This window comes from Massilia sp. LMS1-1-1.1, from assembly GCF_040815535.1.
GTDB lineage: Bacteria > Pseudomonadota > Gammaproteobacteria > Burkholderiales > Burkholderiaceae_D > Janthinobacterium > Janthinobacterium aestuarii.
The window spans coordinates 19103-40364 of record NZ_JBFPNG010000003.1 but is presented as its reverse complement, the minus strand read 5'-3'; the positions used below and the strand labels follow the sequence as shown (position 1 = coordinate 40364).

General features: G+C 61.9%; 21 protein-coding genes and 1 pseudogene. 10 read left to right on the top strand and 12 right to left on the bottom strand.

Annotated elements, in window-relative coordinates; all coding sequences use genetic code 11:
* Nucleotides 1–108: pseudogene (locus MRBLMS1_RS09760) on the top strand (IS110 family transposase); the annotation flags it as partial.
* Nucleotides 109–163: 55 nt separating this feature from the next.
* Here the strand turns inward: MRBLMS1_RS09760 and MRBLMS1_RS09755 are convergent.
* A complete protein-coding gene (locus MRBLMS1_RS09755) occupies nucleotides 164–931 on the bottom strand; it encodes a class I SAM-dependent methyltransferase (RefSeq protein WP_485879207.1) in 768 nt (255 codons plus the stop codon).
* Between the two features lie 104 nt (nucleotides 932–1035).
* Here MRBLMS1_RS09755 and MRBLMS1_RS09750 point away from each other — a divergent pair, with 104 nt between their 5' ends.
* Entirely contained in the window at nucleotides 1036–1809 is a 774-nt protein-coding gene (locus tag MRBLMS1_RS09750; protein WP_485879206.1) for a helix-turn-helix transcriptional regulator, read from the top strand.
* 3 nt (nucleotides 1810–1812) lie between these two features.
* Here the strand turns inward: MRBLMS1_RS09750 and MRBLMS1_RS09745 are convergent, their stop codons facing one another.
* The 8 genes from MRBLMS1_RS09745 to nosZ all read right to left on the bottom strand — a co-directional run bounded on the left by MRBLMS1_RS09745 (nucleotide 1813) and on the right by nosZ (nucleotide 11006).
* Complete coding sequence (locus tag MRBLMS1_RS09745) at nucleotides 1813–2853, bottom strand: FAD:protein FMN transferase (RefSeq protein ID WP_100875650.1); 1041 nt, start codon at nucleotides 2851–2853, stop codon at nucleotides 1813–1815.
* A gap of 48 nt (nucleotides 2854–2901) precedes the next feature.
* Entirely contained in the window at nucleotides 2902–3219 is a 318-nt protein-coding gene (locus tag MRBLMS1_RS09740; protein WP_485879203.1) for a c-type cytochrome, read from the bottom strand.
* Nucleotides 3220–3315: 96 nt separating this feature from the next.
* Nucleotides 3316–3837, bottom strand: a complete 522-nt coding sequence (locus MRBLMS1_RS09735) for a nitrous oxide reductase accessory protein NosL (protein WP_070305655.1) — start codon at nucleotides 3835–3837, stop codon at nucleotides 3316–3318.
* Nucleotides 3834–4658 (bottom strand): ABC transporter permease, encoded by an 825-nt coding sequence (locus MRBLMS1_RS09730; RefSeq protein ID WP_200872998.1) that lies wholly within the window; start codon nucleotides 4656–4658, stop codon nucleotides 3834–3836. The genes MRBLMS1_RS09735 and MRBLMS1_RS09730 overlap by 4 nt, the downstream gene beginning before the upstream one ends.
* Complete coding sequence (locus tag MRBLMS1_RS09725) at nucleotides 4642–5595, bottom strand: ABC transporter ATP-binding protein (RefSeq protein ID WP_485879200.1); 954 nt, start codon at nucleotides 5593–5595, stop codon at nucleotides 4642–4644. Before MRBLMS1_RS09725 ends, MRBLMS1_RS09730 begins: the two co-directional genes overlap by 17 nt.
* Nucleotides 5564–6865, bottom strand: a complete 1302-nt coding sequence (locus tag MRBLMS1_RS09720; RefSeq protein ID WP_485879198.1) for a nitrous oxide reductase family maturation protein NosD — start codon at nucleotides 6863–6865, stop codon at nucleotides 5564–5566. Before MRBLMS1_RS09720 ends, MRBLMS1_RS09725 begins: the two co-directional genes overlap by 32 nt.
* Nucleotides 6862–9039 carry a 4Fe-4S binding protein gene (locus tag MRBLMS1_RS09715; RefSeq protein ID WP_485879197.1) on the bottom strand — a complete coding sequence of 726 codons (2178 nt, stop codon included), beginning with the start codon at nucleotides 9037–9039 and terminating at the stop codon, nucleotides 6862–6864. The genes MRBLMS1_RS09720 and MRBLMS1_RS09715 overlap by 4 nt, the downstream gene beginning before the upstream one ends.
* 53 nt (nucleotides 9040–9092) lie before the next feature.
* Complete coding sequence (gene nosZ / locus MRBLMS1_RS09710) at nucleotides 9093–11006, bottom strand: TAT-dependent nitrous-oxide reductase (RefSeq protein ID WP_034748840.1); 1914 nt, start codon at nucleotides 11004–11006, stop codon at nucleotides 9093–9095.
* A gap of 303 nt (nucleotides 11007–11309) precedes the next feature.
* On the opposite strand from nosZ, the gene MRBLMS1_RS09705 reads away from it, so the two are divergent.
* Complete coding sequence (locus MRBLMS1_RS09705; protein ID WP_034748837.1) at nucleotides 11310–12152, top strand: DMT family transporter; 843 nt, start codon at nucleotides 11310–11312, stop codon at nucleotides 12150–12152.
* Between the two features lie 50 nt (nucleotides 12153–12202).
* Nucleotides 12203–13138, top strand: coding sequence for a UDP-3-O-acyl-N-acetylglucosamine deacetylase (gene lpxC / locus MRBLMS1_RS09700; RefSeq protein ID WP_072456936.1), 936 nt, complete (start codon nucleotides 12203–12205; stop codon nucleotides 13136–13138).
* A 129-nt stretch (nucleotides 13139–13267) separates the two neighbouring features.
* Here lpxC and MRBLMS1_RS09695 read toward each other — a convergent pair whose 3' ends face one another.
* On the bottom strand, nucleotides 13268–13777 hold the full coding sequence (locus MRBLMS1_RS09695) for a DciA family protein (RefSeq protein ID WP_034748833.1): 510 nt from the start codon (nucleotides 13775–13777) through the stop codon (nucleotides 13268–13270).
* Between the two features lie 279 nt (nucleotides 13778–14056).
* Here MRBLMS1_RS09695 and secA point away from each other — a divergent pair, with 279 nt between their 5' ends.
* The 6 genes from secA (at nucleotide 14057) to MRBLMS1_RS09665 (ending at nucleotide 20274) form a co-directional block, all read left to right on the top strand.
* Nucleotides 14057–16825 (top strand): preprotein translocase subunit SecA, encoded by a 2769-nt coding sequence (gene secA / locus MRBLMS1_RS09690; RefSeq protein WP_485879195.1) that lies wholly within the window; start codon nucleotides 14057–14059, stop codon nucleotides 16823–16825.
* 154 nt (nucleotides 16826–16979) lie between these two features.
* Nucleotides 16980–18218, top strand: a complete 1239-nt coding sequence (gene argJ / locus MRBLMS1_RS09685) for a bifunctional glutamate N-acetyltransferase/amino-acid acetyltransferase ArgJ (protein ID WP_485879193.1) — start codon at nucleotides 16980–16982, stop codon at nucleotides 18216–18218.
* Nucleotides 18215–19096, top strand: coding sequence for an ATP-binding protein (locus tag MRBLMS1_RS09680; protein ID WP_485879192.1), 882 nt, complete (start codon nucleotides 18215–18217; stop codon nucleotides 19094–19096). The genes argJ and MRBLMS1_RS09680 overlap by 4 nt, the downstream gene beginning before the upstream one ends.
* Nucleotides 19093–19515 (top strand): NUDIX domain-containing protein, encoded by a 423-nt coding sequence (locus MRBLMS1_RS09675; RefSeq protein ID WP_152254329.1) that lies wholly within the window; start codon nucleotides 19093–19095, stop codon nucleotides 19513–19515. Before MRBLMS1_RS09680 ends, MRBLMS1_RS09675 begins: the two co-directional genes overlap by 4 nt.
* 120 nt (nucleotides 19516–19635) lie before the next feature.
* Nucleotides 19636–19845, top strand: a complete 210-nt coding sequence (locus MRBLMS1_RS09670; RefSeq protein WP_128141369.1) for a FitA-like ribbon-helix-helix domain-containing protein — start codon at nucleotides 19636–19638, stop codon at nucleotides 19843–19845.
* A 6-nt stretch (nucleotides 19846–19851) separates the two neighbouring features.
* On the top strand, nucleotides 19852–20274 hold the full coding sequence (locus tag MRBLMS1_RS09665) for a PIN domain-containing protein (protein ID WP_485879191.1): 423 nt from the start codon (nucleotides 19852–19854) through the stop codon (nucleotides 20272–20274).
* A 13-nt stretch (nucleotides 20275–20287) separates the two neighbouring features.
* Here the strand turns inward: MRBLMS1_RS09665 and yacG are convergent, their stop codons facing one another.
* A complete protein-coding gene (gene yacG, locus MRBLMS1_RS09660; RefSeq protein ID WP_034748814.1) occupies nucleotides 20288–20479 on the bottom strand; it encodes a DNA gyrase inhibitor YacG in 192 nt (63 codons plus the stop codon).
* Nucleotides 20480–20497: 18 nt separating this feature from the next.
* On the bottom strand, nucleotides 20498–21253 hold the full coding sequence (zapD, locus tag MRBLMS1_RS09655; RefSeq protein WP_034748811.1) for a cell division protein ZapD: 756 nt from the start codon (nucleotides 21251–21253) through the stop codon (nucleotides 20498–20500).
* Between the last annotated feature and the right edge of the window lie 9 nt (nucleotides 21254–21262).

The following is a 21262-nucleotide window of genomic DNA, read 5'->3' as shown; positions in this document are numbered from 1 at the left end:
AAGGCAAAGAAACTGATCATCGGCGCCATGATGCGCAAGCTGGTGCATGTAGCATTCGGCGTGCTCAGGTCGGGAAAAATATTTGATCCGACCTTGCACGCTGCTTGACGGGGATAACAGTATCTACGATGTAAAAAAACGGCGCCATGTTGGCGCCGTTTTTTTATTGCACCACCGGTTTTGTCGCCTCGAACATGGCCGCGTCGATATCGAATGAATAATCGTCCTGCAGCGCGAAATACTGGCGCGCTTCCTCGGGCGCGCCATCGAACAGGTTGCGGATGGCCGCCACTCTTTCGCCTGGCGTGCGCATGCGCGCCACCCATTCGTCGAACTGCATCGTCAGTTTCCACACGCTGTGCAAGTTGTGGTTAAAACCCGCGTTGTTGAATTTGGCGCCCCATTCGCACGTGCGGTAGTCGCGCACGTGGGAGGCGTCGCGCAGCATTTCCACCGCCTGCAAGGTGCTGTCGTACAGGGCTGTCTTGGGCGCGACGATATCGATCACCAGCAAGGTGCCGTTCGGACGCAGCACGCGCCACGCTTCTGCCAGGGCAGCGGCAACGTCGTTCCAGTGGTGCGCGGAAAAGCGCGTGACGACCATGTCGAAGCTGGCGTCGGCAAACGGCAGGCGGGCCACGTCGCCCTGTTGCGTGCTGATGTTGTGCAAGCCGCGTTGCGCCCTGGCGTGGTCGACGACGTCGAGCATCGGTTGCGCCAGGTCGTAGGCGACGACCGATTGCGCCACGGGGGCGACGGCAAAGCTGGCGTGTCCGGCGCCGCAGCCCAGGTCCAGGACGACGGGCTTGCCGTGGCGGCGCGCGCATTCCTGCATCAGCACCAGGTCGGCGCCTTGCGCGTGGACGGCGCTGCTCAGGTAGGCATTGGCTGTTTTGCCAAACTGTTCGGTAACGACATCGTGCTGCTGCATGGTTTTCTCCTGTTGATGGGTGAGTTCCTGCAGAATAAGGATAAAATTATCCTGTAACAAGACCATAACTTATACTGGTATATACACTACCATGCATCCATCTCATGTCGAACAAACTTGCTGAATTCATCCGCGCCCGGCGCGAAGCCGTCACCCCCGCCATGGCTGGCTTGCCCGGTGGCGGACGGCGGCGCACGCCGGGCTTGCGGCGTGAAGAGCTGGCGCAGCTGTGCGACGTCAGTCCCACCTGGCTGACGTGGCTGGAGCAGGGCAGGCCTGTATCGGCCTCGGCCAAGATGCTGGCCCGCCTGGCGCAGGTGCTGCAGCTGAGCGCGGCCGAGCGCGCCTATCTGTTCGAGGTGGCCGACAAGCATGACCCCAGCCATGGCACAGGCGAGGGCGGTGGACTTGCCAGCGCCGAACTGGCCGCCATCGTGTCCGCCATCGACGCGCCCGCGTACATCCTCGACCGCGCATGGAACGCCGTGGCGTGGAACGGGGCCGCGTCCACCTTGTTTACGGGCTGGCTGCAGGCCGGGGAGGGCGCGCCGAACCAGCTGCGCTTCATGTTCCTCGATGCGGCTGCGCGCGAGCTCGTCGTCGGTTGGCCCGAGCGTGCGCGCCGCCTGGTGGCGGAGTTCCGCGCCGATATCGGTCGCCACGCAGACCAGGCGCCACTGGCCGGCCTGATCGCGGAACTGACCGGCGCCAGCCTGGAATTCCGGCTGTGGTGGAGTGCGCAGCAAGTACTGGGGCGCGATGGCGGCTTGCGCAGCTTCCAGCATCCGCTGCAGGGTGCGCTCAGTTTCAATCAGGTGACCTTGCACCTGGCGCGCCAGCATGAACTGAAGCTGGTGATGCTGTTGCCTGTGTCGTAGACGTCACTCGCGTGCTTGCCAGGTCCCGGCGTGCTCGTGCCGCTCTGCACCTGCAATGCGCGCTTGCATGGCTGCTGTCATGTGGACATTACGCTGGGCGTCAACCATCAGCACTTCTTTCAGGTCGAGTTTTTCCGCCATCGCTTGCCAGTCTCGGGGGCCGGTGATGAACAGCGGTTTGGAGTGGCCGTCCGAGCGCAGGCCAGGGTCGCGGCCGCCGCTGGCGATGATGGTGACCGAAGCGACCAGATCGATCGGGTAGCCGCTGCGCGGGTCGATGATGTGCGGGCGGCGCTTGCCGTCCTTCATGAAGTAGCGTTCATAGTCACCGCTGGTGCCGATCGCTTCGTTGTCGCGCAAAGCGATCTGCGCAACTGTCCCGGCGCCACGCGGATCGCGGATGCCGACCTGCCACGGTCGTTCACCGGGCTGGCCGATGGCGATGACGTTGCCACCGATGTTGACCAGCGCCGCCTTGACGTGCGCTTCGCGCAGCAGCGCTGCGGCGCGGTCGAGCGCGTAACCTTTGGCGTAGCCGCCGAGATCGATCATGACGGCAGGGTTGACGCTGCTGATGATGTTGCCGTTGTAGCGCAGGTCGGACAGCGATGGCCGCGCGTCGACCCAGCGCTTGATCTCGGCGGCCGGCGGTCCCTGCGCGCCGATGTCGTTTTTCTGGAAGCCCCACAGCCTGATCAGATGCCCAATGGTGGGGTTGAACAGCAGGCCGGAACGCACTGACAGCTTCTCGGCCGATTTTAGCAGGCCGACCATTTCAGCGTCGGCGCGCATTGGCTCGCCTTTGGCGATGCTGTCGTTGAGGGCGGTGAGCATGCTTGGCTCCCACGCGTGGAATTTACGGTGCAGGCGATCGAATTCTCTCAATACCTCGGCGCCAAGCAGGTCGGCGCGCTGCTGCGAACCACCGTAGATGGTGATGTCGACCGTGGTGCCGAACACGTGGCCCCGGGTTTTGTAGAGGCGTTCCTCGCCGGAACAAGCAGTCAGGAACAGCAGTAGCGCCAGCAGCGTGCGGGTGAACATGGAATATCTCCGGGTGTGGCCGCCGCGCGCAGGCGGCGGCCAGCAGTCTTAATTGCTCTTGGCGACCATGTAGTCGACCAGTGCTTTCACTTCATCATCCTTCAGGCCTGGATTGCCGCCGCGTGGCGGCATCATTTTCACGCCGTTGATGGCGCTCAGGTACAGCGCCGGCTTGCCTTTGGCGATACGCGGTTTCCATCCCGCCTTGTCGCCAACCTTGGGCGCGCCCATGATGCCGCTGCCGTGGCAGGCCAGGCAGGTGGTGGAGTAGGTTTTCTCAACTTTGGCGGCGTCCGGCGCAGCGGCGGCGCTGGTGGCACAGGTGATGGCTGCCAGCATTGCTGCCAGTGCAAGTAGTTTCTTCATGGTCTGTCTCTTTTCAAAAGTAAGTCGGCAAATGCCGGGGTAAAAACGGACCGGCGCTTTCCGCCGAACGGCAATGCCGGCCCAGGCGGTGGTGCTTCAATGCGCCATGGCGTGCGTCGGCATGGCGCCGCTGGCTTCGTTCAGCAGGGCTGGCGTGATCTGCTTGAAGCGCAGCACGCGGCCGCCTTCCTTGCGAACAAACGCTTCCGCGTCCACCTGCCGGCTGAACGAGGCGATGGCCGGGCCCATCGAGCCCTGCGCCTTGCTGCCTAATACATAGAGCGCGTCGTGTGCCCCGATCCAGTGGCCTTGCGGCTGTTGCCAGTTGGCGCTGCCCATGTCCTGCACGTAGAAGGCGCTGGTGGCGCGACGCTGTTCCGGCGCCAGCATTTCACCGAGCAGTTCTTTTACGTCACAGAAGTAGCTGGTCTTGCCGTCGGCGAAGCGAACCTGTGCTTTCGGCCCAGGGAAGTCGCGCAGCAGCATGCCGTCCAGCGCACACGCGGCTTCGTCGGACGGATCAATGGCTGGCAGGTTGGTGGCGCTGTATGTGCAGGCGGCCAGCGCAAGGGTGGCCAGTGCGGCCAGCGCGCTCCTGCGCAGGTGGAAAATAGTCATGAAAATCTCCTGAGTGCGATAGAAAACGGTAAAAAAATCCAGGCTAGCATCACGCCCGACAGCAGCGCCGGGTGGGTCCAGCCTTGCGGCATCACGGTGGCCAGGCCATACATGGCTTGCGCCTGGTCCGAGCTGAACACGTTCAGCAGGCGAAATACGTCGGCCGGGTTCAGCATCAGCATGGCGGCGAACAGACCGCTACCGAGCTGGCCCTGGCTGAGCACCATCACCCCCATCAGCAGCAGGTCGAACACCAGTACGAACAGGAACCACAGCGCCAGTGCAATGCCGCTGGCGCGGACGCGGTCGCGGGTGCTGACCGATACCAGCATGGCAATGCTGAGGAAGGCCAGTCCCATCAGCACGGCGCTGGCGACGAATTGGGCGTAGCGCCAGCCCTCGGCCACAGTCAGTTGCGAGAACAGCGGCAGCAGGCCGGCGCCAAAGCCGATCGCGGTGGCGCTGGTGAGCGCCGCCGCCAGGCCGAGATACTTACCGAGCAGCACTTCCAGCGGCGTCACCGGCATCGACAGCAGCAGTTCCAGCGCGCCGCGCTCACGCTCGCCGACAATCGCGTCATAGCCGAGTATCAGGGCGATCAGCGGCACCAGATAGATCACCAGGCTGGACAGGCTGGCGATAGTGGCGTCGATGCCGTGGAAACCAACCTGTCCCTGCTGGGCTGCGCCGAAGTAGGCGATGGCCAGCGCGAAGAAGGCAAACACCAGCGCCACGGCCAGCACCCAGCGGTTGCGCAGCCGCTCACGCCATTCTTTTGCGGCCAGCACGCCGACCTGGCGCCATTCAATGCGTGCGCGCATGGGTGCCTCCGTAGCCGAGAAATACTTGTTCCAATGTCGATTCCTGAATCGCGATGTCGTCGGCGCAAGCGGCCAGCTGGCGCAGCACAGCCATCTTGTCGGCCCTGGCGCAGCGTACGTGCAGCTGTTCGCCATGCACCTCCAGCGCCAGCTCCAGCGGCAACGCGGCCAGCGCCGCTCGCACGCCCGCCTGCAGCGCAGGCGCAATCGTGGCGGTAATGGTCAGCATCCGGGGAGCATGGGTACCCGTCCGCAGCTGCCTCAGCGTGCCTTGCGCGGCCACCGTGCCGCTCTGCATGATGAGCAGCTGGTCGACCCTGTGCTCGATCTCTGCCAGGATGTGTGAGGTGATGACGATGGTGGCGCCGCGGTCCTGCGCGGTGCGCAAGATGGCGTAAAAGTCGGCGATGCCTTGCGGGTCCAATCCGTTGGTCGGCTCATCGAGGAAGATCAGGTCCGGCTCGCCCAGCAGAGCCTGCGCCAGGCCGAGCCGCTGGCGCATGCCCTTGGAGTATCCCTGTACCGGCCGCGCGGCGGCATGCGTCAGGCCCACCAGGTCGAGCAACGGTGCGCAAGCAGCGCGCGCAATGTGCTTCAAGTCCGCAAAAAAGTGCAGTACTTCCTGGCCACTCAGGTTATCGTAGGTGAGAAAACTTTCCGGCAGATAGCCGACGCGCCGGCGCGTCTGGCGAAAGGCAGGTTCGGCCGCGTTCTGTCCCAGTACGTGCAGCGTGCCGGCGCAGGGCGTGATCAGACCGAGCATCAGCTTGAATAGCGTGCTCTTGCCGGCGCCATTGTGGCCGATCAGGCCGAACATGGTGCCATGGGCGATGTCAAAGCTGACGTCCTGCAGCACCGTGAGCGCGCCGTAGCGATGCCGGATGCCGCGCAGGCTGACGGCGGCTTCAGTTGTATTCGATGCGGGGAGCGATGTCATTCCATTTCTTCCAATTCTGTGAGAGCGGGCGCATGCGCGGATGGCGGTCGACTACGCTTGGCGCGCGCAGCAGCGGAAACTGACGCGCGGCAAAGCGCAGCGTCTGCAGCGCGGGGCTGGCGCCGAGCAGCTTGAGCAGCGGGTATTGCCAGTTCAGACGGTCAACCAGGTCGTTCGCTTCATACGCCACGTCACCCTGGCCGTCGCCGTTCTGGTCCCAGCCGTTGTAATTGCTCCAGTAGTTACCTTCCTGTTTGCCCCATTCGACATCGCGCGCGGCAACAAAGCGCACCTGCTCCTGGTTGCCGATGAAGTCGTTGCCATCGACTTGGTTGTTCGACGAGCCGGCCGACAGGTGCACGCCGGTGCGGTTATTGATGATCAGGTTGTGGCGCAGCGTGTTGTACTCGGCGTCATAGATGAAAAAACCACGGTCGTTGCCGGCCACCACGTTGTCTTCGATCAGCGAGTCCTGGATGGTGCGCAGCATGATGCCGTGATCGGTATTGCCCCACGCGATATTGCGGCGCACGGTCAGGCTGCGCACCTCCATCAGCGCCAGCCCGGCCCGGCTCAGATATACCTCGTTGTCTTCCCAGGTACTGTGGTGGGTGTTCATGTAGTGCGTGCCGTAGCGGACATGATGGATGCGGTTGTGGCGAAATTGCGCGTCGCGCGAGACGTCGACATAGATGCCGTCGCGCGTGCCGCTGATTTCGTTGCCGGTGACGCGCGCTCCGCGCGTGTCGTACACCTGGATGCCATTGCCGCGCTGCGCCGATTGCAGGTCGCGCCGGCCGGTGATGGTGTTGTTCAACAAGCGCGCATCGTCAACGCCTTGCAGCCAGATGCCGAACAGGTTGGCGACCAGTCGACAGTTGTTGATCTGTACGCGATGCGCGCCAGGCACGATATAAATGCCGGCGTTCTGCGCAGTGAGGTCCGCGCCGCTGTCGATCACGATCAGGCCGATCAGGGTGACGTCGGGGGCGGTGATGCGGATGGTGTCGCCGTACCCTCGGCCGCTGATGGTGGGATGGCTGCGCCCCTGCAGCGTCAGCGCCTTGTCGACCAGCACGTGTTCGTTATACCTGCCGGGTGCGATCAGCAGTGTGTCGCCTTTCTGCGCACTGGCGATGGCCGCATTGATCGACATGCCCGGCGCCACTTCCAGCACGGCGGCGGCCAGGCCCGGCCCATAGCCGGCCAGTATGGCTGCCAGCACCAGCGCGCGCATCAGCGCCAGCAGGGCGGAAGGCGCCAGCCTCATGCGTCTTCCTTGCCTTGCGACGGCAGCGTTGAGCGCAAGCTGTCGAGCGTAAGGAAGTAGCCGTCGGCGCCGATACGCGTCAGCGCTTCACCCTTGGCAGCGCGCCGCTTGCGCTCTTTCACCAGGGGTGGACAGGCGTGATCGTCGTAGTACATCACCATGCAGTCCAGGCACAGCATGCATTCCATCTGATCGATTTTGCCTTGGCTGTCGATGGCGTGCGAGCCGCAACCGGCGGCGCAGGCGTGGCAGCTGGTGCATTCTGCCTTGCGCTTCAGACCGAACAGACGGAACTTGCCGGGCAGCGCCAGGCCCGCGCCCATCGGGCACAGGTATTTGCAGTAGGGGCGCTCGCTGAACAGCGACAGGCCCAGAATGGCGCCGATAAAGAGCCAGAATGGCCAGCTGCGGTTCCATACGCCGACCAGGAAAGTGGTCTTGAAGGGTTCGATTTCGGCCAGATGTTCGGCCGTCTCCATTGAGAACAGGGATACGCCGATCAGGCCGAAGAAGATGACGTACTTCAGCCAGCGCAGCTTGTCGTGCAGTGGTTTTGGCAGCAGTTTCTGCCAGCGTTTCAGGCCGATGGCGGAACCGAGTTTCAGCATCAGGTGCTGCAGCGAGCCGAATGGACATAACCAGCCGCAGAACAGGCCGCGTCCCCAGATCAGCACCGTGATGATGATGAACCACCAGAACAGGAAGATGAAGGGATCGGACAGGAACAGCTCCCAGCGCCATTGATGGATCAGCGAATGGAGCCAGGTCATGATCTGCGTGATGCTGGGCTGCGCCTTCAGGTAGAAACCGATGAAGCCGGCGCTGATGATCCATAGAACCAGCCGCGGCCAGCTGATCAAAGGCTTGTGCTTGCGCGTCGATGCACGCACCAGCCGGTCGCGTCGTGCGTACCAGATGGCGGTAAACAACAGGGTGGCGACGAAGAAGCCGATTTGCGGAATCCGGTCCAGCCAGATGTTTTGCCACGCCGGGCGCGCCGTCACCACTTTCGGATGGCCGCCTTCCAGATAGCGGGCCGGCAGCCAGTATGTCTGGTCGTAGTGGGTGAAGGTCTTGGCGCCCTTGGCGTCCAACTGATTGACCAGCAGCGTCAGCGTCCAAGGCCACGCCGGATTGAAGTGTTTCGAGCGGACGATGAAGATGCCCGATTCGCGGTATTGGGGCACATCGCCGGGCTGCAGGTGATACAGATTGAGATAGTCGGTATCGCGGAAGGTGTAGGTTTCAGGATCTTGCCGCACCTGGATGCGGTCGTAGATGCCGCCGCGCACAAAGCCCGAGCCCTTGAACGAGGTCTGGCCGTTGGCGATGACGAAGATCGCATGCTCGTCCGGCTTGAGGTCGCGCATCAGGCGCTGGTAGTTGTCCTCGCCCAGCAGGCTGTTGCCCAGCGTCGGCGTGTTGAGGTAGCCGAAGTAGAGATCGATGTAGTCGCCGCGTGCGCTGTCGGCGCCGACTTCGCGCGCGGCGATCGTCAGGCGGCCGACCGAGCCCTCGTCGGCCAGCTTGCCCCAGTTGAGGCGCTCGTCGAGCGGCGTGAAGCGGGCTGGCGGCCGCGCCGCCGCAGTGAAGATGCCGACCTGGCGGCCGATCTCATAGGCGCTGCGGGAAATTACCTGGTTCTCGGCGATGGCCGTCACGGTGGCGCCGCTGATCGCGTCCAATCCCACGCTGCCATCGCCGCCACGGCCAATTTCCAGCCTGGCGTCACCGCGCAGGCCGACATATTGTCCGATGAACTTGAGCAGCGCCGATTCCGGTATGCCGGCCAGCAGGATCGGTTCGGAATGCTTGATCACGCGCACGCCGGTAATGATGCCTGCGGTGTCCATGCCGATCAGTGTAATGACCGGCTTGCCGGAATAGGCGGGAATGTCCACCACGTCGGTTGACAGGAAAACGTAGCCAACGAGCTTGCCGCCGGCGTCCAGCGCTTGCACATAGCGTGGAGAACCCATGCGCTGCGAGAAGCGCTGCGCTTGCGGCATCACGTCGCGGCAGGCGGCATGCGCGCACAGGTCGGCGCCGTGCAACAGTTCGGAGGAAAGTTCAGCGTCGTAGATGTTGGCGGCGGCGATGGGCGGCGCCAGCATAGCCAGTAACATCAAGCACGACGCCAGCGAATTGAACAAGGTTTTTAAAGTAGTCGTCATGAGAATATGCCATACCGGCTGACGCATCAGCCGGCATGGACTTGCGGGACAACTCAGGCTTCAACCAGGAAACGGCTACGCATTTCCAGATGCAGGGCGTGGCAGAAGTGCGTGCAATACAACCAGAACGCACCGGCGTGATCGGCCTTGAAAGTGACCGACTTGGTTTCCTGCGGATTGACGATAAAGTTGATGTTGTAGGTCGGGATGGCGCAACCGTGAGTCAAATCTTCGACCTTGTCGTAGTTGGTCAGGGTGAGCGTGACTTCATCGCCTTTTTTGACCTTGATGACCGGCATGCTGAACGCCGGCGCTTGCGACATCAGACGCACATGCACCTTGTTGCCCTTGCGCTCGATGCCGGCGTTTTCCGGCGTGACGGCATTCGGGAAGTCGGTCATGGTGTGGATCTGGCGCGTCTTGACCACGTCGCGGCGCACGATAATGCCATCGTGCGGTTCCGGGTAGGCAGTGTGATCGGCTATCAGCTTCATGCTGGCGCCGCTGATGTCCACCAACTGTTCGGTTTCAGGATGCAGCGGGCCGACTGGCAGGAAGCGGTCCTTGGAGAACTTGTTGCCGGAGTTGAGGTATTTGCCGTCAGCTTCCCTGGTCTCACCCATCGATGAGTAGTTATGGCCCGGCTGGTAGTGCACGTCCAGCTTCTCGATGATGACCTTGGCGTTTTTGTCGCCCTTGAACTGGGCAATGGCTGCATCCACATTCCATTTGACGGCTTGGCTGTCGAGGAACAGCGAGGTATAGGCGTTGCCCCTGCCGTCGAAGGCGGTGTGCAGCGGGCCGAGGCCGATTTCCGGTTCGGCCACCACGGTGTCGCGCGGATCCTTGACGTTACCGTCGAACCACTGCAGCACCTTGCTCAATTCAATCACGGTGGCGGTCGGCGACAGCTTGCCGGAGCAGACGAAGTATTTTCCGTCCGGGCTGGCGTTGACGCCATGCGGGTTCTTGCTGACCGGGACGTACAGCGAGATCGCGCTTTTCGGATCGGCGTTGGCAGCCTTGCGGCCATCGACCACGGGGACCTTGGAACTGCCGATGGTGGTGAACTTGCCTGCCTTGACCAGGGCCTCGACGCGTTCGATATGCAGGAACACGCAGGCATCGCGCTCGGCCGCCATCATGCCGTTCAGGTCGGCGGCGTTTTCCACGTTGTACTGGTTGCAGGCGGCCAGCTTGCCGTCGTACGAGGTGGCGCACAGATCCATATTGCCGTCAACGCGCACCTGCCACATCACTTCCATGGTCTCTGCGCTGACGCAGCTGAACAACGCACCCCACTTGTCCGGATTGTCCAGGTCGCGGCCGTCGTTCGGCAGCGGGATATGGAATTCGGCGCCGCAGAACACGCGGGTGGTGTAGTCAATCTTCTGGTCGACCGGATCGCGCTTGTCAGGGAACAGGCCGTGGAAGCCGGCCACATTCGGCAGTTCGGTGATCTTGTCGCATTCCATGGTGTCCATGCGGATGCGCGCCACGCGTGAATGCAGCTTGTCGTTGATGAACAGCCAGCGGCCGTCATACGTGCCGTTCTTGTAGCTGCCGTGGACATGGTGGGTGTCGCCGGTGATGTATTTCAGCGTGCCGTCGGGCTTGGTGCCGATGATGGCTTTCGATTCATTGGTAATACCCCAGCCGACCATGCAATCGACGTTGAACACCGGGATGCGCTTGAGCGTGCGCCCGGAAGGCAGGCCGAGCACCCGCGCTTCGCCCGAATGGCCGGAACTGATGAAAGCATAGTAGTCGTCCAGCTGGCCTGGCGCGATTTCGGTGCCGTGGTGTGCGGCCGGTGCGGCAGCGCTCTTGCCGCCGGCGGCAGCTTCCTCCTTGCAGCCGGCCAGGCCCAGCGTGACGCCTGCCAGGCCCAGTGCGGCGCTCTTGCCGAGAAAGCCGCGGCGGCTCGACGGCGTGTCGTTGGTGGTATCTATCTTCTTGCTGTCCATCTCTCGTTCTCCATCGTTGCAAAATTATAAACAAGCATTTTACATGCATCTTTTAAAAAAACGATGACGTGGATCAAGCATTTCAGGCACCGCCGCCGCGATTGCGGCAGTACTTGATCCAGGCACTGTTTTCGTCGTCGCCCCTGATGAGCTGGCCGGCTTGCTATAATCAATCCCGGCAGCGCCTCCGCTGTGCTGGCTCCGGACGTCGCCATAATGACGTTCCCAGTGGTCCGCCTCGGACCGGTCGTCAAGGAGCTTTCCCTGTCTTCTCGTCAAGAAAATCTGCACAGCATCTATGCGATGCTGATTGCGGTAGCCATGTTCTCGTGCATGGATACCGCCATGAAGCTGCTGTCTGCCCATTATCCCGCCACGCAGGTCACGGCGATGCGCTCGCTCAGTTCGTTGCCACTGCTGTGCGGCTACATGCTGTACCGCGGTGCGTTCAAGGGCATCTTCCGCATACGCTGGCCAATGCACCTGTTGCGCGCCGCACTCGGCATCGCCATGCTGACCACCTTTGCCTTCGGGCTGAAGTCGCTGTCGCTGGCCGAGGCATATTCGATCTTTTTCATCGCGCCGGCTTTGATCACGGCGCTCTCGGTGTGGGTGCTGAAGGAGCACGTGGGCCGCGGGCAGTGGGTGGCGATTGGTGTCGGCCTGCTGGGCGTGCTGGTGGTGCTGCGCCCCGAAGGCACCGGCTTCCTGTCGCTGGGCGGGCTGGCGATTCTGGTGGCAGCTGCCTGCTACGCCGTGTCTGCCATCAGCGCGCGCGTGCTGGCGCGCACCGACAGCACCGAGGCGATGATGTTCTGGCTGCTGACGCTGATGTCGATTGGCGCAGTAACGCTGGCGTGGAATATCTGGGTGCCTGTGCGTGCCGAACATGGCTCGATCTTGATGGTGCTGGCGCTGTCAGGCTTCTTTGGGCAGTTGGCGATCACCAAGGCCTTCAGCACCGGCAAGGCGTCAATCGTGGCGCCGTTCGAGTACACGGCGCTGGCCTGGGGCGTGGCGATAGACTGGCTGCTGTGGCAGGCGCTGCCGGATCGCTATACCTTGCTTGGCGCGGCGATCATTATCGCCAGCGGCATCTACCTGGTGCGGCGAGAGGCCGTGCATGTGGAAAGTGAGCATCCCTAGCATTTCTTTGCCGGTCAGCATTCCACGCCGCAACTGGATATAATCGTGCCATGTTAAAACAACGCACTATCAAACAACAGGTCCGCACCATCGGTGTCGGTTTGCATTCCGGCACCAAGGTCGAGCTGATCCTGCGTCCTGCTGCGATCGACACGGGCATCGTGTTTCGCCGCATCGACCTCGACCCCATCGTCGAGTTTCCCGCCAGCGCCATGGCCGTGGGCGACACGCGCATGGCTTCCGTGCTGATCAAGGATGGCGCCAGGGTGTCCACCGTGGAGCATCTGATGTCGGCGGCGGCGGGCCTGGGGATCGACAATATGTATATCGACGTGAATGCGGAAGAAATTCCCATCATGGACGGTTCCGCCTCGTCCTTCGTCTACCTGCTGCAGCAGGCTGGCGTGGAAGAGCAGCAGGCGGCAAAGAAATTCATCAAGGTCATCAAGCCCGTGGAAGTGCGTCACGGCAAGGGCGACGCGGAAAAATGGGCGCGCTTGTCGCCATACGACGGCTTCAAGCTTGATTTCTTCATCGAATTCAACCACCCGGCCGTCGATGGCACGATGCAGCGCGCCTCCGTCGATTTTGGCGACGTGTCATATGTGCACGACGTGGCACGCGCGCGTACCTTCGGTTTCATGCAGGACGTGGAAAGCTTGCGCGGCATGGGCCTGGCCCGTGGCGGTTCGCTGGAAAACGCCATCGTCATGGACGAATACCGCATCCTCAACGCGGACGGCTTGCGCTATGAAGACGAGTTCGTGCGCCACAAGATCCTTGACGCCATCGGCGACCTGTACCTGGTCGGCCACCCCTTGCTCGCCTACTACACGGCGCACAAGTCAGGTCATGCGCTGAACAACCAGCTGCTGCTGGCGCTGCTGGAGCAGCCCGATGCGTATGAAATCGTCTCGTTCGACACGAACGAGGCGGCGCCGCAATCGTATCTGCGTCAAATGGAACGCGAGTGGTCGCTGACGTAGGTCGGATGAGCGGGGCGACGCCCCGCGTAACCCGACAACCATGTTGGCACTGATCGTGGTGTTGTCGGATTACGGCCCGAAGGGCCTAGTCCGACCTACGCGATATGCGTTAATTTAGCGCCGTTATTCTCAGTCCTTTGGTTCGCGGTGGTGGCGCACCATGTTGCGCAGCGCCGCGATCAATTGCTCGTTCTGTTTCGACGCGGGCAGGGCCGTGCTCAGTTCTTCCAGGGCCGACATGGCTTTTTCCGGCAAGACCAGCGCCCGTGTATGCACGATGGGCGCGATGCTCTTGATGACTTGCACTTTCAGCTTGATGCCTGAAATCTGCCAGCCCTTTCTTTCCAATTCCCCTTGCAACTTCGGCAATTGCTGCTTGAGCTTGGCCGCCAGCGCCGCGTTCGGCGTGGCCAGCACCAGTTGGCCACCCTCGAATTGCAGGATGTCGCAATGCTCGAACATCGCCGGCAGGGCCTTGGCGCAGTCTTTTTGCAGGGCGGCCAGGCGCGTGACGGTGGGCATCAATGAGGCCATCGTCGCGTTGCCGCGCAGAAAATCGGTTGCGCCCGTGACGGCCGGGCCGGAACGGGCGAAGCCGTAGCCGCGGCGCGGCGCCGGAGAGTAAGTGGGAGTTCGCATGGCCGAAACATAGCACACTCGCCCGCGCATGACGAGTGCTGCCGCGGGTGCGGCGCAGGCGGGCTGGCCGTATTGCCTTACAGTATGGAAAATGTCCGCAATTTCTGCCATTTGTTTGTCATTAAGCTATTGTTATATGGCGCATTACCCCAACCATGTCGGGAACGCATGATAAAATCATCGTCTTTTGCCATAGTCGAACTCCGTGCGGTGACGCGATACCTACCTCGTTGTTCCCTACCGAGCTTTTTTTAACGGCGTTTTTTCAAGAATTCAAGCATGTCATTACTGACCCAGATTTTCGGTAGCCGCAACCAGCGGCTGCTCAAGCAATACCAAAAAACGGTACGCGAGATCAATGCGCTCGAGCCGGCCATCGAAAAGCTGTCGGATGCCGAGCTGCAAGCGAAAACGCCTGCCTTCAAGGAACGCATCGCCGCTGGCGAATCGCTCGATGCCTTGTTGCCGGAAGCATTTGCCGTCTGCCGCGAGGCCAGCAAGCGCGTCCTGCGCATGCGCCATTTCGACGTGCAGATGATCGGCGGCATGGTCTTGCATTTCGGTAAGATCGCGGAGATGGGCACGGGCGAGGGCAAGACCCTGATGGCAACCTTGCCCGCCTACCTGAATGCCCTGTCGGGCAAGGGCGTGCATATCGTCACCGTCAATGATTACCTGGCGCAGCGCGATGCCGAAACCATGGGCCGCCTGTATGCATGGCTGGGCCTGTCGACTGGCGTGAACATGTCGCAGATGGAGCACAGCGCCAAGCAGCAGGCGTACAACTCCGACATCACCTATGGCACCAACAATGAATTCGGTTTCGACTTCTTGCGCGACAATATGGTCTACGAAGCGCGCGAACGCGTGCAGCGCAGCCTGAACTTCGGCATCGTCGATGAAGTCGACTCGATCCTGATCGATGAAGCGCGTACGCCGCTGATCATTTCGGGCCAGGCCGAGAACCATACGGACCTGTATCACAAGATCAATGAAGTGCCTGCGCGCCTGACCCTGCAGATCGGCGAAGAAACGCCGGATGGCAAGGGCAAGGTTGAAGTGCCGGGCGACTACACCAAGGATGAAAAAGCGCACCAGGTGCTGCTGACGGAAGCCGGCCACGAAAAGGCCGAAGGCATCCTGATGGAAATGGGCTTGCTGCCGGAAGGCGCGTCGCTGTACGATTCGGCCAACATCACCCTCGTGCACCACCTGTATGCGGCCCTGCGCGCGCATGCGCTGTACTTCAAGGATCAGCACTATGTGGTGCAGAACAATGAAGTGGTGATCGTCGATGAATTCACGGGCCGTCTGATGACGGGTCGCCGCTGGTCCGATGGCTTGCACCAGGCCGTCGAAGCGAAAGAAGGCGTCAAGATCCAGAACGAGAACCAGACCCTGGCCTCGATCACCTTCCAGAACTACTTCCGCATGTACGCCAAGCTGGCCGGCATGACGGGTACGGCCGATACCGAAGCGTACGAATTCCAGGAAATCTACGGCCTGGAAACGGTCGTGATCCCGCAAAACCGTCCGCTGCAGCGCAAGGACCGCCAGGATCAGGTCTACAAATCGTCGGCGGAAAAATACAACGCGATGTTGAACGACATCCGCGACTGCTACGAGCGCGGCCAGCCCGTGCTGGTCGGTACGACTTCGATCGAGAACTCGGAACTGCTGTCAGGCATCCTGACCAAGGCCGGTTTGCCGCACAACGTGCTGAACGCAAAGCAGCATGCGCGCGAAGCGGAAATCATCGCCCAGGCAGGCCGTCCGAAAGCCATCACCATCGCCACCAACATGGCCGGTCGCGGTACGGACATCGTATTGGGCGGTAACGTCGAGAACCAGATCAAATTCATCGAAGCCAATGCTGAACTGAGCGACGCCGACAAGGCAGCCCAGTCGCAGACCTTGCGCGATGAATGGCAATCCCTGCACGACCACGTGGTCAATGCGGGCGGCTTGCACATCATCGGCACCGAACGCCACGAATCGCGCCGCGTCGACAATCAACTGCGTGGCCGTGCCGGCCGCCAGGGCGATCCGGGTTCGTCGCGCTTCTACCTGTCGCTCGACGACGCGCTGCTGCGCATCTTCGCCGGCGACCGCGTGCGCGCCGTGATGGACCGTTTGAAAATGCCGGAAGGCGAACCGATCGAGGCAGGCATCGTCTCGCGTTCGATCGAATCGGCCCAGCGCAAGGTCGAAGCGCGCAACTTCGACATCCGCAAGCAATTGCTGGAATACGATGACGTCGCCAACGACCAGCGCAAAGTCATCTACCAGCAGCGTAACGAGCTGCTGGAAACGACCGACATCTCGGACATGATCGCTTCCTTGCGCCACGGCGTGTTCACCGACCTGGTGCACGAATACGTGCCGCACGAATCGGTGGAAGAGCAGTGGGATATCAAGGGCCTGGAAAACACCCTGGCTGGCGAATGGCAACTCGATTTGCCGTTGCAGCAATTGCTGGAAGCCGATTCGACCCTGACAGACGAAGAGATCCTGGAAAAAGTGCTGGTCGCGGCCGATGCCGTGTACCAGTCGAAGATCGATATCGTCGGCAAGGAATCGTTTGGCGGCTTCGAGCGCAATGTCATGCTGCAAAGCGTGGACAGCCACTGGCGCGAACACCTGGCGGCGCTCGATCACCTGCGTCAGGGTATTCACCTGCGCGGTTATGCGCAGAAGAACCCGAAACAGGAATACAAGCGCGAAGCGTTTGAACTGTTTGGCCAGATGCTCGACATGATCAAGAACGACGTCACGAAACACGTGATGACGGTACGTATCCAGTCGCGCGAAGAAGTCGATGCGGCCGAACAGGCGATGCAGCAGTCGCACGTGGAAAACGTGCACTACCAGCACGCCGAATTCGACCCGAACGCGGCGCCGGAAGAACTGCTGGCGCCTGCGGCCGGCGGCAACATGGACAACGTCGACGACATGAGCGTGAGCATGGGCGTCAAAGTGGGCCGCAACGACCCATGCCCATGCGGCAGCGGTAAAAAATACAAAGCTTGCCACGGCAAGCTGGCATAAGGCGGTTTGACAGCCTGAGCAAAAACGGAGACCGCGGTCTCCGTTTTTTTATGCCTTTTCAATTTGCGGGCGCGCATGTGTGGGCGCGCATGCTCACCGGCGCCGCGAAGGCGCTACAATAGCGCTTCCATTTTCCCTCGCAGAAGAACTCACCATGGCCGTCAATTCTCCCAAGCCCGTCGCCGCCGACTTGAAAGCCGTCGCCGGCATTGAAATCGGTGTTGCCGAAGCCGGCATCAAGAAACCCAACCGCAAGGATTTGCTGGTATTGAAACTGGCGCCGACGGCCACCGTGGCCGGCGTGTTCACCCTGAACCGCTTCTGCGCCGCGCCCGTGCAAATCTCGAAAGCCAACCTGGCGGCCGTGACGGCCGGCGCCGCGCCGATCCGCGCGCTGCTGGTCAACACGGGCAACGCGAATGCGGGCACGGGCGAATCGGGCCTGGCCGACGCGCAGGCCAGCTGCGCCGCGCTGGCCGAGCTGCTGGGCTGCACGCCGCAGCAAATCCTGCCGTTTTCCACGGGCGTGATTCTGGAACCCTTGCCCGTGCAACGCCTGGTCGCCGGCTTGCCGCAAGCCGTGGCCGCGCTGACCTCGGACAACTGGTTCTCGGCTGCCGAAGCCATCATGACCACCGACACGCAGCCGAAGGCCGGCTCGCGCACGGTCACCATCGGTGGCCATGCGGTGACGCTGACGGGCATCAGCAAGGGCGCCGGCATGATCAAGCCGAACATGGCCACCATGCTCGGTTTCCTCGCGTTTGACGCCACCGTGGCCCAGCCGGTGCTGGACCAGCTGGTGAAACAGGCGGCCGACAAATCGTTCAACTGCATCACCATCGACGGCGACACGTCCACCAATGACTCGTTCATGCTGGTGGCCACGGGTGCCGGCAACCTGGTCATCGATTCCATCGATTCGCCGCACTATGCGGAACTGGCTGCCGCCGTCACCGAACTGTCGACTTTCCTGGCGCAAGCCATCGTGCGCGACGGCGAAGGCGCTACCAAGTTTATGACCGTGACCGTGGAAGACGGCCGCAACGTGGAAGAGTGCCGCAAGATCGCTTATTCCATCGCCCATTCGCCGCTGGTGAAAACGGCCTTCTTCGCGTCCGATCCGAACCTGGGCCGCATCTTGGCCGCCATCGGCTATGCGGGCGTGGACGACCTGGACGTGGGCCAGCTGAACCTGTACCTGGACGACGTGTGGGTGGCCAAGAATGGCGGCCGCAACCCCGACTACCAGGAACAGGATGGCCAGCGCGTGATGCAGCAAAGCGAAATCACCATCCGCGTCAAGCTGGCGCGCGGCGATGCCACGGCCACCCTGTGGACGTGCGACCTGTCGCATGACTACGTGTCGATCAACGCCGACTACCGCTCATGACCGGCCTCGATCAATTCCTGATCCGCGCCGAGCGGGTACTGGCGCGCCTCGAGTCGATCTTGCCGCCGGCCTTGCCGGCGACCGACTGGAATAGCTTTGCCTTCCGCTGGCGCCGGCGCCAGGGTGCGCTTCCTTATTTGCAGGCCGTGACCCATGTGTCGTCCATCGCCTTGGATGATTTGCACAACATCGGTACGCAAAAAGCGCAGATCGAACAGAACACGCGCCAGTTCGTCAGCAACCGTCCGGCCAACAACGTGCTGCTGACAGGCGCGCGCGGCACGGGCAAGTCGTCGCTGATCAAGGCGTGCCTGAACCAGTTCGCCGACCAGGGCTTGCGCCTGATCGAAGTCGACAAGGCGGACCTGGCCGACTTGCCCGACATCGTCGACCTGGTGGCGGCGCGCCCCGAGCGCTTCATCATCTTTTGCGACGACCTGTCGTTCGAAGAGGGCGAGAGCGGCTACAAGGCGCTGAAAGTGGCGCTCGACGGCAGCATCGCCGCGCAATCGGACAATGTGCTGATCTACGCCACCTCGAACCGCCGTCACCTGATGCCGGAACGCATGTCGGACAACACGAGCTACAAGACGGACGACGATGGCGATCTGCATCCGGGCGAGACGGTGGAAGAGAAAATCTCGCTGTCCGAACGCTTCGGCCTGTGGCTGTCATTCTATCCGTTCAAGCAGGACGATTACCTCGATATCGCGGCCCACTGGCTCGCTTCGTTCGGCTGCACGCCGGAACAGATCGCGGCAGCGCGCGGCGACGCCCTGCGCTGGGCCTTGCAGCGCGGTTCCCGTTCGGGCCGGGTGGCCTGGCAATTCGCGCGCGATTATGCGGGGAAACTTCCTGCGGGAAAGTTGCCGCAATGAGCGAAGTGAAAATCAAACCGGTCGACGTCGCCGTCGGCATCCTGATGAAGCCGAATGGCGACGTGCTGCTGGGCCAGCGTCCGGCCGGCAAGCCGTATGACGGTTATTGGGAATTTCCTGGCGGTAAAGTCGAACCGGGCGAAGCCATTCTTGACGCCTTGAAACGCGAGTTTGTCGAGGAACTGGGCCTGCATATCGACAGTGCCGAAGCCTGGTGCGGGGTCGAATATGTGTATCCACACGCCCATGTGCGCCTGCATTTCTATATCAGCCGCGAATGGCGGGGCGAGCCGCAAAGCCTGGAAGGGCAGGCGTTCGCCTGGCAGGGTACGGTCGGCGTGGAACCCTTGCTGCCGGCCACCATTCCCCTGCTGGAATGGCTGGACGAGGTGCGCCGGGAATCGCTGGCACCTGCCTGATCTCCACTTGTGCCAGCGTGCAGCACCATGCTGCGTGCTGGCGCAAGCTTTGCTGTGACTCTCCTTGTATAGTCGGCGCTTTGCGCTACAGTGCTTTCATCACGCACCGGGGAGTTTCGCATGCCGCTGACACTGACCTTTACCGATACCGATGAATTGCTGATTGCCGCCTTGCACAAGCGTGCCCGCGCGCATGGGCGCAGCATCGAGGACGAGCACCGCGACATCTTGCGCAGCGCCTTGCGGCCCTTGCCGAAGCGTCCGCTCGACGATATTTTGCGCAGCATGCCCGACGTGGGGCTGGACGTGGATTTCGAGCGTCGTCCCTGATACGCCATGCCTATGCCCGCCTACCTGGTCGACACGGATGTGATCGTTGCAGCGCGTAAGGGCAGCGCCGCGCCACCAGGTGTCGCGGATTTTTTCGAGCGGGTGGCGCCCGAGGCGCGTTATGTGCCGGTGCAGGTGATCGCCCAATTGCGCGCCGGCATACAGCGCAGCTGGCGGCGCGAAGCGGCGCTGGAAGCACTGGCGCTGGAAGGCTGGCTGGAAGCCGTGCTGGCTGAGTATGCGCCGCGGCTGCTGGAATTCGACCTCGATTGCGCGCTCGTGTGCGCGCGCCTGCATGGCTGCGGCCACGCGCATGGCGTCGATGGGCAGATCGCGGCGATGGGCATCGCCTATGGCTTGACGGTGGTCAGCGGCAGGCTCGACAGTTTCGCGGCGCAGGGACTGCGCCTGGAAAATCCGTTTATTTGAGGCTTGGTGCGGCTTACTGCGGCTTGTTGTCTTCGTCCGCCAATGGGTCTTCGAACGGGTCGGCGGCGGGGATCGTGTATTTCTCTTCAGCCCAGGCACCCAGGTCGATCTGCTTGCAGCGTTCCGAGCAGAAGGGGCGAAATTTGTTGGCTTCAGTCCATTCGACTTTGGCGGCACAGGTAGGGCAGTTAACGACGGTCATGATGGGGCAAATAAGTAACAGTTAAAAATTACAGAGCGTGAGCTCGAACGGGACATCTTCTTCCAGCGGCTTGGGCTTCAAGTCGCCGCCCTGGGTAGTGAAGCGTACCCACAGCATGTATTTGTTGGCGGAAATTTCCGGGATGGCGCCGCTGTTTTCATCGAGGCTCAGGCGCAGCATCTGGTACACCTTGCCTTGCAGCATTTGCTGGTAGCTGCCGCCATTGGCGATCAGTTTAACGGGTCCGCCGGAATCGCGCAGCAGGCGCAAGACGAGGGCCAGCGCATCAAACAGCGGTGCCAGCGGGGCGAACCAGGCGTGGATATCGGTCAGGCGCTGTTCGGAGCTGCGTTTTTGCCAGGCAAAGTAGGACGGCAAGTCGAATTCACAGGCGCCCCCCGGGATGATGGTGCGGCCGCGGATGCTCATCAGCCATTCATTGTCGCGGATATTCTGCCCCGTCTTGCCTTGCGCCGCCACCAGGGCACCGCTGACACTGTCGAGTTCACCGAGGATGGCGTCCAAGGTTTCCGGTTCCACGTTCGGATTGCTGCGGTAACCGAGCAGGCTCTGGCGCTGGCGCTCGAGTTCTTGCAGCAGGTCGGACTTCAGGTCGGCGCGACCCGCCACTTCGAGCATATCGAAAATAGTTGCCAAGGCAACATGGTGCTGCATTGCATGCTCTTGCTGGATGAAGAACTTGAATTTGTCGTACAGGTCTTCCAGCCGCAACAAGGTACGTATGCGTTCGTTGAAAGGGTATTCGTAGACAATCAAAATAATTCC

Excerpts from the sequence above, each read along its gene's own strand:
- MRBLMS1_RS09755 (WP_485879207.1), bottom strand. The coding sequence starts at position 931 with ATGCAGCAGCACGATGTCGTTACCGAACAGTTTGGCAAAACAGCCAAT.
- MRBLMS1_RS09750 (WP_485879206.1), top strand. The coding sequence starts at position 1,036 with ATGTCGAACAAACTTGCTGAATTCATCCGCGCCCGGCGCGAAGCCGTC.
- MRBLMS1_RS09745 (WP_100875650.1), bottom strand. The coding sequence starts at position 2,853 with ATGTTCACCCGCACGCTGCTGGCGCTACTGCTGTTCCTGACTGCTTGT.
- MRBLMS1_RS09740 (WP_485879203.1), bottom strand. The coding sequence starts at position 3,219 with ATGAAGAAACTACTTGCACTGGCAGCAATGCTGGCAGCCATCACCTGT.
- MRBLMS1_RS09735 (WP_070305655.1), bottom strand. The coding sequence starts at position 3,837 with ATGACTATTTTCCACCTGCGCAGGAGCGCGCTGGCCGCACTGGCCACC.
- MRBLMS1_RS09730 (WP_200872998.1), bottom strand. The coding sequence starts at position 4,658 with ATGCGCGCACGCATTGAATGGCGCCAGGTCGGCGTGCTGGCCGCAAAA.
- MRBLMS1_RS09725 (WP_485879200.1), bottom strand. The coding sequence starts at position 5,595 with ATGACATCGCTCCCCGCATCGAATACAACTGAAGCCGCCGTCAGCCTG.
- MRBLMS1_RS09720 (WP_485879198.1), bottom strand. The coding sequence starts at position 6,865 with ATGAGGCTGGCGCCTTCCGCCCTGCTGGCGCTGATGCGCGCGCTGGTG.
- MRBLMS1_RS09715 (WP_485879197.1), bottom strand. The coding sequence starts at position 9,039 with ATGACGACTACTTTAAAAACCTTGTTCAATTCGCTGGCGTCGTGCTTG.
- nosZ (WP_034748840.1), bottom strand. The coding sequence starts at position 11,006 with ATGGACAGCAAGAAGATAGATACCACCAACGACACGCCGTCGAGCCGC.
- MRBLMS1_RS09705 (WP_034748837.1), top strand. The coding sequence starts at position 11,310 with ATGCTGATTGCGGTAGCCATGTTCTCGTGCATGGATACCGCCATGAAG.
- lpxC (WP_072456936.1), top strand. The coding sequence starts at position 12,203 with ATGTTAAAACAACGCACTATCAAACAACAGGTCCGCACCATCGGTGTC.
- MRBLMS1_RS09695 (WP_034748833.1), bottom strand. The coding sequence starts at position 13,777 with ATGCGAACTCCCACTTACTCTCCGGCGCCGCGCCGCGGCTACGGCTTC.
- secA (WP_485879195.1), top strand. The coding sequence starts at position 14,057 with ATGTCATTACTGACCCAGATTTTCGGTAGCCGCAACCAGCGGCTGCTC.
- argJ (WP_485879193.1), top strand. The coding sequence starts at position 16,980 with ATGGCCGTCAATTCTCCCAAGCCCGTCGCCGCCGACTTGAAAGCCGTC.
- MRBLMS1_RS09680 (WP_485879192.1), top strand. The coding sequence starts at position 18,215 with ATGACCGGCCTCGATCAATTCCTGATCCGCGCCGAGCGGGTACTGGCG.
- MRBLMS1_RS09675 (WP_152254329.1), top strand. The coding sequence starts at position 19,093 with ATGAGCGAAGTGAAAATCAAACCGGTCGACGTCGCCGTCGGCATCCTG.
- MRBLMS1_RS09670 (WP_128141369.1), top strand. The coding sequence starts at position 19,636 with ATGCCGCTGACACTGACCTTTACCGATACCGATGAATTGCTGATTGCC.
- MRBLMS1_RS09665 (WP_485879191.1), top strand. The coding sequence starts at position 19,852 with ATGCCTATGCCCGCCTACCTGGTCGACACGGATGTGATCGTTGCAGCG.